The following is a 12,151-nucleotide window of genomic DNA, read 5'->3' as shown; positions in this document are numbered from 1 at the left end:
AATTAAGTTTCCATAAAGTTTGCTAAATATGCTTTACTGTTCAAGCTTTTGGTATTCAATCGTTTGATTACCTTCGTAAGCAGGTAAGCCCTTTTCCGCACGGTATAGTGCTCGTTCAAAGGACTGGAATCCTTTGCTCGAACTAACAGCAAATTTAACATGATATTTACTGGCAAATTCCCTAATGTTCCAAGTACTATCATGGGCTGCAAATGCCGTTACTAGGATAACAATATCTAAATCTTTAATTTGATTTTCAATGACCTTCTTTTTTCCCTGAAAGGCATCAATTGCAAATGGAATTCCATGGTAACTTTTGACAATTCCTTCAAGAATAGCTTCATTCTGATTGTCTCCAACTGCTATTCCTACGCGTTCATAGTGTAAATCTAGGTCTAGGCGAGCTAATTCTTCCTCTGTCTTATCGGACTTAACCTTTTTCTTTTTGATCTTGCTAGCAGTTTGCGGTGGATCAACCTCATATATCCACCTAATTTTAATTGCCTCCGATGGATCTTTTTTAATCCGAACATCCCCATCATACCAGGCCAAATCGACTATTGAGCCATCAAGCAATGGGACATTACCTTCAGAAAACTTGCTGGCGTCAACCGGCAAAAGAATACTTTTACCGCGAATGCGCAATTTTTGTCCTTTAATATTGCGACTAACTGAATAGTGCCCCGGTCTTCCTTGAACAACCCCATATTTAAAAGTTGATATCTGATCAACTTCCATACTGGGGAGTTGGTGGTAACCGACCACCCGCAAGATTTCTGCTTCATAATTCGAATTATTTTGCTCAGGTAATGCCTCAACAATATCCCCACTCTTTAAATTCAAAGCATGTATTTGGGACTCTTTGAGTGTAAATACCCGTCGATTGCTGTCATTAATCAGATCACAACCTGACAAAAGCCGAATCACGGTATAACGCTTGCCTTTACGATAATCACGTTTAGGTGCTGGCTTTTTCTCCAAGGCTTTTTCAAATACCTTTTTATTAATCGTCTCTTTAGTCGTTTTAGACGAACGTACTGCCTGTTCAAGCTTGTTAACGCTCTGACGAAACGATGGCGTATTTCCTTGAATAAACATCAGATGGTGAATTGCTGCTAGTGCCGTCTTTTTTGCTTTTGAATTGCCTGGAGAAAGTAATAATTCTGCAAGACTCGAAAATAGACTTTCTAGTTGCTGCTTCTCAGAATCGGCATTCTTTGCCTCACTTGGAGCAGCGTCTTTTTCATTTTCAGTCATCCCGATAATCAGCTTAATTGCCGCCAGACTATTTTGCAAACTCTGGTCATCACCACTTGTTTTAGCCAAGATTTGCTTTAAATTATTTCGATAGTCAAACATTTTTCTCAACTTCTTTGTTTCTTTTAAGTATGGTTAAGTATAACAATTAAAAAAGGCCAGCACAAAGCTGGGCCTTTCGTATCCACGTTCTGATTATCTTTTACACTAAAATGCTCCACCACCGGAACCTCCGCCAAAGCCTCCGGATGAATTAGAACCAAAACCACCATTTCTTACACTAGTTGAACCAGCAGCAATTCCTTTAATAAAGCAAGAATTAAAGTTCGTAATAAAACTATAGTCATAGAAATTATTCTTAGCTAAGTCTTCTTGCCCAAATTCAAGTTTAAGCTTTTGCAAAACCTTCTTAGCTAAACCAAATGAAACCGCGTAAGGCAAAATATCTTCCCAAATCGTCAGATCGCCGATATCCTTCACGTCAAAGCGACCGATATCTTTCAACATTTTCTTGAAACTGCGTACCTTTTCGGCCTCAACAACGCCTTCTTCCGAATAGAGATTAGTTTGCCGTTTGTTTTTGAACATACTAAACCAACTAATTATGAAAATTAATGCTTCACCAATAAGTACCATCCAGAAGAATCTCCGCACAAAGAATACTGAGATAGCAGCAGCTAATAAACTAACTAATCTAGCAGCAACAATGGTTCTATTACTTTTTTTATTTTGGTCAAGCAAATCATTTGGCATGTAGCGATTTTTTGCAGATGAACAAAATTGTCCTTCGGCCCAAGCATCAAATTGACGCCCTAGTTTTTTACCGCGGGCTTTCTTAATCTGCTTGGTCGTAAAACTCTCACCATCTCCCACATGGTAAAATAAAAACTTCAGTAAATCATTTTCATCGCAAACTTTTTGATCAATTGCAGAGATTCGATAATGCGCTTTAAGCCCTTTCTGGTCCTCTTCAATTTTAATCCTCTTCTGCTTTGCTAGCTCCAGCAAGTAAGCAGTGAAGGCTTTGCTATTAGGACGTTTAGTTGTATCAATGATTTGAGCTATTACTGGATCAGCAGTAGGTATTTCATAACCATGAGCTAAGTTCCTGATTTTAGCAGGCTTAAAGCCCACCTTTTTAGCAGAAAAGCCCTTGATAATAGCGAAAATTCCCGTTACTAAACTGACTAAAATTAACCCAATACTAATAAACAGATTACGGTTTTCTTTTTGTTTGTTCTCATTTGCAAGCTTTTGTTCTTGCTTGATAATCGCTTGTCGGCGATTTACCTTTTCGACACTTTTATTTTTAGCAGTCACACTAGTTGGGAAAATCGTCCGGATCCTAATTCCTGTACTACCCGCAAGATTTTTAGCAGTGACAACTATGCGACCTTTTTCAGGATCGACTTTAGTAACGTTTTCCAGTGGTCCATGCGACCATGCTTGCAGATCTTTTACAGGACCTGGAAAAATAATGCTAGCCTTAACATTTTCTAATTTAGTATTCCAGCCATTTCCAATAATCATAAAATTAAGTTCAGCAACATCACGATAATTAGTAATAGCGTTGGTTATCCGGTAAAAGTATGTTACTGTTAAGCGCTCATTTTTCTGGGAGACGGATTGCCTAACAGTGAACAAATACCCTTTGTCTGTCTTACTTACTTCAGGTTGCGGGTACTTATTGACCGGTCCATCATTTGTTTGCGTAGTTACCTTTAGATGTTTAATTTTCTGATTTTGATTAAGATTTTGCCTATAAAAGACCCCATTAGCATTCGAATGAAATTCATAAACGATTTTACGTTTCAATGATATCGATCCATCGGAGTTTACCTTTGAAGTGACTTCATTGTCTTTAATGTTGTAACTAACCTCAGCTTTTACTTTTTGCGCCGAAGCTAAGCAAAAGATAAGCACGCCAATAAGTGATATTAGCCTATAAAGCTTGTGTTTCATCTTTTTTTCTACCTTTATTTAAATTGATTAACATTTTGACTTGGGATTTTGAGTAAAATGCCCGTTTTGCTCGATTTTGGATAATCGAATGATAAAGCTATCGTACAAATTCTGCTTGTTAATACTGGTTTTAGGTTAAGTGTTTTTAATGGCGGCTAAAAACACTTACCAGTTTTAGTCATGCTAAATTTGACCATAAAAAAGTGCGGTACTCAGGTCGGACTCCTTATTTTAATCGATCCCAATGCTGGTCTAAAAGGTAGTGCCAGCAATTTAGCTATCACAGGTTCTGAAAAATCCGCCAAAAGCAGCCTGCAGAATGTAAAATAAACTAAAGTTTTCCTTCAGCTGTTCGGAATAAAAAGGTGCTCTTTTTCTCAAATAAGTAAAACACAAATTGTGGCGATCTTGCTTCTGATAATTATTTAATTTGCTCACTGTATGGGCTTGTCTCTTAGCCGCCTTATTCCATCTTGCGGTAATTGATAATATTTTTTGATCAGTATTCAAGCTTTGGCGGTCGGAAACTCTGGCGCAATTACCAACGCAACTACAGCTAGCTATCTTTTTGATTAAACAAAATAAGCCGTAATTGTTAGCCAGCGTACTGGATAATGATAATCGCTTTAAGATTTGGTGCTTCATAATTTATCTCACTAATTAAATTTTAATCAAGCACAATTATACAGATAATATAATTAAATTGATATAGTAATTAAAGTAAATTTGTCATCTTATTTTCGTGCTAATTAAATTAAATAACTTGTGATGAAAAAATGAAGAAAGTCTTTAAGTCAAGATAAAGTGAAATTTCTTGTTGCAATTAGCAAAACTTTTCTCTATAATAACTTATGTTCTTTGCGAGAAACAAAGAGATGGTCTGGTAGCTCAGCTGGATAGAGCAACGGTCTTCTAAACCGTGGGTCGTGAGTTCGAATCTCACCCGGATCATTATTTTTAGTTAAGACAAGTTTTACTAGATAGTGAAACTTGTCTTTTTCTTTGCTTAGCTTAATAGTTTGTCCAAATTTATTTCGATAAAAAGTAGCTATAGCACAAAAAGGCAGCTGTTATTATTAAGATAACAGCTGCTTTTGATTACTGGAAGTTCGGTTACTCTTCTTTTTGGAATTTAGCCAGAATAGCCTTTTGGCGATGAGAACTAACTCGGTAATATGCCGAAAATAGTCCAGCAAATGTAAATACAATAACGGAGCCAACAAGCCACCAGCCAAAATGAACTAAATGAAATTCCTCCAAGAATTCATCAAGTGAGCAGATCATTTTAAACCAGCCGCCAAGACCAACGAAATACCATGCTGTTGCTTTATTAGTAAAGCTAATTGCAGTCCGAAAATCATTATCATCTTTGATGATTGTTTTCAAAACTTTTTGGGCACGACTTTTTTCAAAATGAATTTTTAAATTTGGCATTATCCAATACCACGGAGATATTTTGGCAATGGATTTACTAGAGTTATCAAAATCCTTAACGAAACGCTTATAATCGGAAAGCTCCATTAACCCCTGGTTTAACGGAAATGAAAATAACAGCCAATCACCAATTAGGCTGATACAGTTAATAAACAAAGAAATAATAATCACCCTTCTTTAAATTTTATTGTGCTAAAAATAACATGAAATTAGTATTTTGAGTCAATTTTACTCTTTCAAAATTACTAAAGTTTATTATAGCTAAACAAATTATGTGACGGGTAAAAATCATTTTTATTCTAGCAAGTGGTGGTTAGTAATAACTTATTTAAAAGCAAAAAAGCTGTCTCAACTAAATTTGAAAACACATAATATTTTAGTTGAGACAACTTTTATTAAGCACGTAATAATTGATCCACAATCAATCAATTATTGTTTGCCATTATATTCATTTTTAAACTTCTTTAACATCGCTTTTTGCCGCTTTTGGCTCACCCGGTAATAACCTGAAAACAATCCGGTAAAGGTTAAAAGAATTGTGCCACCAATTAACCACCATACACTGTATAAATGTACTTCATTGAAGAAATCATACAAAGAGGAAATCATCTTAAACCAACCACCGAGAGATACAAAGTACCACGCAGTTGTCTTGTCAATGAAGCTCATTGCTGTCCGAAAGTCTTCGTCATCTTTTACAAACTCACGTAAAATCTTTACCGCACGTTTTTTCTCAAGGTGAATCTTCCAGATCGGCGCAAACCAATAAATAGGTGAAATTTTGGCTTCAGTCTTACTAGACTGGTCAAATTCTTTTAAGAAACGATCATAATCATAGAGCTCCATCAGCCCTTGATATAAAGGAAACGCAAAAAGTAACCAGTCACCTAATAAACTTAGAAAATTAATAAATTCAGAAATTTTAATCACTTCTTTGGAAAAACTTGAGTACTTTGGAAGATCCCAAATACCTCCTAATTACGTTAAAACAAATTTTAGATTATTTTTCAATATCTATGTCTGATCAATATTCAGTACTTAATTTACTCAAATTAAAACATTGCGGCGTTTTCAATGATATAAATATTCGATTAATGAAAAAGATAATAAAATATTTTCCATGATAAAATAACAAAATAGCTATTTTATTTTTCCCTATTTCAACATGATTCATCTTTAGTCTACTTCTACACCAGACTTTTAGTAATTGACGAATAACCTAAGTTAATGCACTATAATTAATAATTTGTTTTGATTATCATCCCCTTTAAATATTTTACAATTATAACATGAATACTGCCTAATCAAATATTTTTTAATATATAATTAAGATATAAATTTTTAATAATTAGCTTGAATTATCGAAAGTTTCAAGCCTTTTTTAATAATTTTTTTCTTCAAACTTGCTTTTTTATTTTTTCTTTAGTATGATATTGCTTAAATATTTATGAGAGGTTTACTATTATGACGACATTGAAGAAATTCACTCAACCGCAAGTTAAATATTATTTTTGGTACTTTAGCTATTTGATCTGAGTGCCTATTCGTTGTTATCTTAGCACACAGTTCAATTAAGAATGACAATTGTGTGATGAGATGCTTTTAAAATAATGCCTTCTTTTAAAAATCGCACAGTTGTCGTCGTCTGTGCGATTTTTTATTGGAGAAATAGAGAGAATGAAAACTTTTAAAAAAATTGGATTAGATACCTTAAACGGGCTTTCAACAGGAATTGTCGTAGCCTTGATTCCGGGAGCATTAGTTGGTCAATTGGTTAAAATGCTATTACCGCTTTGGCCTGAACTAAATTTTATTTTAGTCTTAACTTCCTTTGCCTCTGCCCTTCTACCTGCTATTAGTGCCGTTTGCGTTGGCATGACTGGAAAACTATCGCCAATTCAAACTTCATCAATGGCATTGGCAGCAACTGCTGCAGCGGGCAATTTCAACATGATTAACGGCAAAATAGTTGTTATCGGCAACGGAGATGTCATTAATACCGCAATTACGATTATGATTGCATACGGTCTAGTTTTATTCCTAGGTAAAAAACTTAGAGCTTACACTATTTTACTTGTACCACTAATTGTTCTGCTTGTAGCTGGTGGTATCGGCTGCTTAACTCGCATTCCAGTTAGTCAAGCGACCAAGTTAATTGGACTTGGTGTAGAGAATCTGACCAAACTACAACCTATTCTAATGGGCTTTTTTATGGGTATTGTCTTTGCCCTGCTTGTGGTTTCACCAATTTCGTCAGTCGGAATTGCAACTGCAATTAATATTTCCGGTATTGCCGCTGGTTCCGCTAACCTCGGTATTACGGCAGCTGCCTTTGCCTTAGCTATTTTTGGTTGGAAATCAAACTCTTTCGGTACTTCTATTGCACATTTTCTTGGTTCACCCAAAATGCAAATGGCTAACTTACTTACCAAACCTAAGTTATTGATTCCGTTAATGGTAAATGCTGGTATCATGGGAGTATTAGGTGCGATTTTTAACATTCAAGGTAATCCGATGAGTGCCGGCTTTGGTTTTTCAGGTTTAATTGGGCCTGTGGCTGCAATGGCAAACCGTCCAACTAATTTTAGCAATATTGCATTAATGACGATCTTATTCTTTATCTTACCGATCCTGTTAGGCTTAGTTGCTAACTACCTTTTAAGTAATAAGCTAAACTTCTTTAGTAGTAAAGACTTTGAATTAGATTTTAACTAGTAAGAGCGACATTAAAATAAAAAAGCCCATTAAAGCCTGCAATACTTTAACTTGTGTTTGAAACTCAGTTAAACATTTGCTAGCAATAATGGACCTTTTTTAATTAGCGCTTATAAACAATTTTACCATCCGCCATTGTTAAAGTGACTTTAGCAAAGCGAATTTCGTCAGTTGGAACTTTAAATAAATTACGATCAAGGACAACAACATCGGCCAATTTGCCTGGTTCTAATGTACCTAAATCTTGTTCAAATGATTCTGCATATGCCGACCATTTGGTGTATGCACGCAAAGCTTCCGCTAAAGTAACAGCATGCTCTCGGAAATATCCACCCTTGGGCTTTCCTTCAGTTGGTTCACAGCGTGAAACGGCTGCATAAATTGTCCAAATAGGTTTAATCGAATAAACTGCCGGAAAATCTGAACCAAAGGCCAAGTGGGCCTTTGCATCTAAAATTTCCCGATAAGGCCAAGCTCGTGAAAGCCGCTGTTGTCCAATACAAGGTAAATAACCCCCACTCATGTAATCACCTATACAATGTTGCGGTTGGACAGCACACATCACATTTAATTTTTGGAGGCGATTAATATCATCTTTTTTAATAGTATCGATGTGCTCTAAGGAATTATGCAAGGTAAGCTTTCCCAATTTAGACTGTGCATTCTCAAATGCATTTAGAGCCATTGTGCTGGCTTTGTCACCAATAGTATGAATCTTAACCGGATAACCCTTCTTTTGTGCATCTAAAACATATTGATTTAGCTGGACTTGGGTTAAAGAAGTATCGCCATAAACTCCTGGATCATTGTCATATTCTTTACTTAATAATGCTGTATGTGCCTCAATTACACCATCTAAAACTTGCTTGAGACCAGCAACTCGGTGCTTATCGGTATGATACTTTTGCTTTAATTTAATAGCCCCCTCCAAGTCGGTCAATGAAGGAAAAGAAGAGATCCTAGTCGTTAGCTCGTTTTCTTGCTCAAGTTCTGCGAAGATTTCAGGAATATCATGGTTAATTAAGCCAGAGGGATAAACATCGGCAACGGAAGTGATTCCTAATTTACGGAAGTGCTTTAAACACTTCAATAAAGATTGCTTTAATGTTGGAACATCTAAAACTGCATCCATCATTGCTTTAGATGCAGGTGGTTCATATAAAATACCATTTAACTCACCATTTTTATCATGCCCATATATTCCTCCCTGAGGATTTGGCGTATCCTTGGTAATCCCCACTTTTTTCAAGGCAATATCATTACACCAAACTGAATGCAAATCAAAGGAATTAAGGCAAACGGGTCTATTGAGATGCAACTTATCAAGTGAATCTTTCGTCGGCATATGAGGATGATCCCAAACTTCTGAATACCAACCGGTTCCATAAATCCACGGATTATGAGGATGTGATTTAGCAAAATCATTTACCCTCTGAACACATTCCTCTTCACTTTTGCAGTCCATCATCTGAATACAGAAATCTGGATCATTTTGAACTGCTCCTAGTGATAAATGCAAATGAGAATCATTAAATCCAGGCATAATTAAATGGTCACCACAATTGATAATAGTTGTATTTTCTCCAATATAGCCTGTCATCCGATCAACGGGAACAATCTTCATTATGCGATTATTTTTGATTAGTAGACACCCAGTAATTGGTAAGTCATTATTACCAGTAAAAATGGCCGTTCCCTTTAAAATATAGTCAGCTTTTTGCATCATGATTTAATCTCCCCTCTATTTTTTAGCTTTTTGACCAATTTCTGGTAACGCTAAAATACAAATGACTGAAAGTCCAAATACCAAGGATTCTATTCCTAAATTTTTAGCATAGTCATTGCCCGCAATTTTGGAGACAAGAATGGGAATAATATAGGAAATTAACATTGAGACTGTTCCAACAATACCTCCAGCACTACCTGCGTATTTTTCACCAATCTCTGGAAATTGGATTGGCATTGCTTGAACAATTGGTCCACTAATAGCTGTAAAAAAGCCATTAATTACTAGCATTGCCCATAAGAAAAAACCTGCTGGTGTATACCAGGTAAAGTACATAACAATTGCTCCAATCAGCGTTGTTACGGTTAAAAACATTTTGTAGCGACCAAGCTTATTGCACCAAGCTGGTCCAATTAAGGAGCCAAAGAAACTACCGACGGTTACAACCGCTGACATCACGCCAGCAGTTTTGTTAGTAATTCCTTGTCCCAATGTGAGAGCTTGCGGCAAAAAACCAGCATAAGCAGTTGTTGAAGCAATTCCTAATCCAGCACAAATCGAAACAATCCACGTGTTCTTACTCTTAATTGTCACTTTAAGATATTTAGCGGTTGGTTCAGCAGGAGGCAAAGACTCTCCTTTCGGAGTATCCCGAACAAACATCATCCAGCAAATGGTAAGTATTAACAAAGAAACTGACGAAAATAGATACGCAGCATTAACTGACGGAAACCATGAGCTTGTTATCTGTGCGAGCGTAATTCCAAGACAGGAAGCGGCGTAAAACACTCCCATAGCTGAATCAGTATCCTGCTTAAACCATGTCCCGAGAACTTTAATCAAATTTGCATTTAATAGTGAAATGAAAATTCCGCATAAAAGCAACATAATCATCATCATCCAGAAATTAGCTGCAATAAAACGACCAAAAGCGCCAATTACGGATAATACACATCCCACAGAAATTACCTTTTTCGATCCAAATTTATCTCCTAAAGATCCTGCAGGAATACTGAGGACAACAGCAACCAACATTGGAGCCATTAACAAGCTTGAAAATTCAGCCGTAGTAATATGAAGTTGCGGCATTATTTCAGTTGCTAGAGCTGAAACCTGAAATTGAATATAGTTTGCAATAAAACATAACAAACTAACGATAGTAAGAATTACCCATCGATAGCTTGGTAATTTTTCTTTTGCCATAGTTTTTCTCCTTTTCTATTAAATCCACTTACGGAAAGTGAATTATCTTTTCGGAAAGCTATTTAAACCGCAAGCAAGAAACTTAACAATCAACTTTGGTGACATTTTGGGTAAAATATAACCTTAGTTTGGGTAACTAAACTATCGTGATAGAAGTTAAAAAAAGACCTTCAAAGTAATACTTTGAAGGTCTTTTCCTGATTATTTTCCTTGATATTCCATAAAAATATGCATTAACTGACTTCGTCGATCAACCGCTAATTTTTTATAAATACTGTAAATATGTGATTTAACTGTTCCGACTGAAATAAAAAGTGCATCTGCTATTTCCTGATTTTTCTTTCCTTTTAAGACTAAACGCAAAATTTCCGATTCTCGTTTAGTCATTTTATAATATTTACAAAAATCAATAACTTGGTTCTCTTCATTAGCATTTTCCTTTTCATGAATCATTGCCTGATATTGGTTCATTTTTTGCTGAACAAGGTTTTCTAATTGATTCTTATTAGCTATTTCTTCCTCTTTTTTAGCAAACCAAATGATTAATAAGGAAATGATAATTGAAAATAAATCTTCATTAAAACCAATAATTTTCATGTAAGACAACAATTCACTAAAGGCTGGGATGTCCAATCCATGAATAATAAAAAAGACCACTCCTTCAATTACTGAAAGAATCATCAGAACAGCAGTTAATCCTACCGCTTTATCATAATTCTGTTTGTAATGGATGTCTCTGTTTAATTTTTTAGAATAAATGGCATAAATTAGGCACAAAAATAAGATTCCGGTATCTTGCACACTTCTTTGCAAAATAGACGTATCAAAATTATTGTAAAAGCCTAAAACTGCCACTATGTCTACTAACGTAACACCAATAATTGGTAGATAAAAGAAAAAACGCGGTTTTTGCAAGAGCATGCTAGACATTAACTTGACATAACAGCAACCACCAATTAAATAAATAAGAATCCTAATTAAGCAGTAGGCTCGATTATTAATCTGTAGCCATGAATTACTCATTTTTAATATATCAAATGAAAAAGCGGTCGTACTATCAATAATTAGAATGACGTATAGCAAGACTGCATAATAAAAAAAGTTGTTTCCGGTAGCTTTATATGCGTAACCAGCAACATTAATAACCCATAGATATAGAATGATAAACAAAATGTTATAAATATAGACAAATATTTCTTGCAAGTAACTCACCCCTAGATTCTGCAAATAAAATATAATAAAGATACTTGAATCATGTAAAAGTATACGAGTTCATCATAATCCTTTTTAGCAAGTTATTTTTCGTTATAATCAAACTATTTTTCCAATTGTACTTTCCTAAAAGTTTAAATTATTAAATACTGCTATAATTACAGATGACTTAACAAGAAAGGAAAACTAATAAATGATAAAGTTTTATGGTTACAAGCGTTGTTCAACTTCTAGAAGCGCACAAAAATGGCTAAAAGACCACGACGTAGACTTTGAACTACAAGACTTAGTTGAAGAACCACCAAAAAAAGATGATTTGGTTAAATGGATGAGTGAGCACCAAGACCGCGGCTTAAAGTATTTCTTTAATACCCATGGTCAAGACTACCGCAAACTTCATCTTAAGGATAAAGTTGACCAAATGACAATTGATGAAGCGGCAGAGCTAATGTCCCAAAATGGTAAACTGATCAAAAGACCATTAGTTGTGGATGGTAAAAAATTAACTTGTGGTTTTAACGAGGAGCTATACCAAAATACTTGGTTATAGTTTTTAGCCCAAACGAGTCTAACGACTCGTTTTTTACTTTAGACCAACTTTCTTATTTTAATCATAACATGTAAAATAAGTAGTTAAAAAAG

General features: G+C 35.2%; 10 protein-coding genes and 1 tRNA gene. 3 read left to right on the top strand and 8 right to left on the bottom strand.

Annotated features, from left to right (window positions below; genetic code table 11):
* Positions 1 to 33 precede the first annotated feature (33 nt).
* The 3 genes from J3U54_RS05840 to J3U54_RS05830 all read right to left on the bottom strand — a co-directional run bounded on the left by J3U54_RS05840 (position 34) and on the right by J3U54_RS05830 (position 3,864).
* Positions 34 to 1,359: a DUF2325 domain-containing protein gene (locus tag J3U54_RS05840; RefSeq protein ID WP_267385430.1), complete on the bottom strand. Its 1,326-nt coding sequence runs from the start codon at positions 1,357 to 1,359 to the stop codon at positions 34 to 36.
* 105 nt (positions 1,360 to 1,464) lie between these two features.
* Positions 1,465 to 3,219, bottom strand: a complete 1,755-nt coding sequence (locus J3U54_RS05835; protein ID WP_267385429.1) for a DUF2207 domain-containing protein — start codon at positions 3,217 to 3,219, stop codon at positions 1,465 to 1,467.
* Between the two features lie 273 nt (positions 3,220 to 3,492).
* On the bottom strand, positions 3,493 to 3,864 hold the full coding sequence (locus J3U54_RS05830; RefSeq protein WP_267385428.1) for a hypothetical protein: 372 nt from the start codon (positions 3,862 to 3,864) through the stop codon (positions 3,493 to 3,495).
* A 232-nt stretch (positions 3,865 to 4,096) separates the two neighbouring features.
* Here J3U54_RS05830 and J3U54_RS05825 point away from each other — a divergent pair.
* Positions 4,097 to 4,170 (top strand) — tRNA-Arg (locus tag J3U54_RS05825).
* A 162-nt stretch (positions 4,171 to 4,332) separates the two neighbouring features.
* On the opposite strand, the gene J3U54_RS05820 is transcribed toward J3U54_RS05825, so the two are convergent.
* Positions 4,333 to 4,824 (bottom strand): hypothetical protein, encoded by a 492-nt coding sequence (locus tag J3U54_RS05820; RefSeq protein WP_103751827.1) that lies wholly within the window; start codon positions 4,822 to 4,824, stop codon positions 4,333 to 4,335.
* A 258-nt stretch (positions 4,825 to 5,082) separates the two neighbouring features.
* On the bottom strand, positions 5,083 to 5,583 hold the full coding sequence (locus J3U54_RS05815; protein ID WP_103751828.1) for a hypothetical protein: 501 nt from the start codon (positions 5,581 to 5,583) through the stop codon (positions 5,083 to 5,085).
* Between the two features lie 747 nt (positions 5,584 to 6,330).
* Between J3U54_RS05815 and J3U54_RS05810 the strand changes: the two genes are divergently transcribed.
* On the top strand, positions 6,331 to 7,368 hold the full coding sequence (locus J3U54_RS05810) for a PTS sugar transporter subunit IIC (RefSeq protein ID WP_220219895.1): 1,038 nt from the start codon (positions 6,331 to 6,333) through the stop codon (positions 7,366 to 7,368).
* A gap of 103 nt (positions 7,369 to 7,471) precedes the next feature.
* Here the strand turns inward: J3U54_RS05810 and J3U54_RS05805 are convergent, their stop codons facing one another.
* The 3 genes from J3U54_RS05805 to J3U54_RS05795 form a co-directional block, all read right to left on the bottom strand.
* A complete protein-coding gene (locus J3U54_RS05805) occupies positions 7,472 to 9,094 on the bottom strand; it encodes an amidohydrolase (RefSeq protein ID WP_267385427.1) in 1,623 nt (540 codons plus the stop codon).
* 15 nt (positions 9,095 to 9,109) lie between these two features.
* A complete protein-coding gene (locus J3U54_RS05800) occupies positions 9,110 to 10,297 on the bottom strand; it encodes an MFS transporter (protein ID WP_267385426.1) in 1,188 nt (395 codons plus the stop codon).
* Positions 10,298 to 10,498: 201 nt separating this feature from the next.
* A complete protein-coding gene (locus J3U54_RS05795; protein ID WP_267385425.1) occupies positions 10,499 to 11,500 on the bottom strand; it encodes a response regulator transcription factor in 1,002 nt (333 codons plus the stop codon).
* Between the two features lie 202 nt (positions 11,501 to 11,702).
* Here J3U54_RS05795 and J3U54_RS05790 point away from each other — a divergent pair, with 202 nt between their 5' ends.
* The gene (locus J3U54_RS05790; RefSeq protein WP_267385424.1) at positions 11,703 to 12,059 is read left to right on the top strand and encodes an arsenate reductase family protein; all 357 of its coding nucleotides are present in this window, start codon (positions 11,703 to 11,705) and stop codon (positions 12,057 to 12,059) included.
* Positions 12,060 to 12,151 lie beyond the last annotated feature (92 nt).

This window comes from Lactobacillus sp. B4007 (genome assembly GCF_026535895.1).
Classification (GTDB): domain Bacteria; phylum Bacillota; class Bacilli; order Lactobacillales; family Lactobacillaceae; genus Lactobacillus; species Lactobacillus panisapium.
This window is presented reverse-complemented; position numbering and strand designations above follow the sequence as displayed.

Bases quoted from the DNA above. Each gene is read 5' to 3' on its own strand.
- J3U54_RS05840 (WP_267385430.1), bottom strand. From the start codon at position 1,359: ATGTTTGACTATCGAAATAATTTAAAGCAAATCTTGGCTAAAACAAGT.
- J3U54_RS05835 (WP_267385429.1), bottom strand. From the start codon at position 3,219: ATGAAACACAAGCTTTATAGGCTAATATCACTTATTGGCGTGCTTATC.
- J3U54_RS05830 (WP_267385428.1), bottom strand. From the start codon at position 3,864: ATGAAGCACCAAATCTTAAAGCGATTATCATTATCCAGTACGCTGGCT.
- J3U54_RS05810 (WP_220219895.1), top strand. From the start codon at position 6,331: ATGAAAACTTTTAAAAAAATTGGATTAGATACCTTAAACGGGCTTTCA.
- J3U54_RS05805 (WP_267385427.1), bottom strand. From the start codon at position 9,094: ATGATGCAAAAAGCTGACTATATTTTAAAGGGAACGGCCATTTTTACT.
- J3U54_RS05800 (WP_267385426.1), bottom strand. From the start codon at position 10,297: ATGGCAAAAGAAAAATTACCAAGCTATCGATGGGTAATTCTTACTATC.
- J3U54_RS05790 (WP_267385424.1), top strand. From the start codon at position 11,703: ATGATAAAGTTTTATGGTTACAAGCGTTGTTCAACTTCTAGAAGCGCA.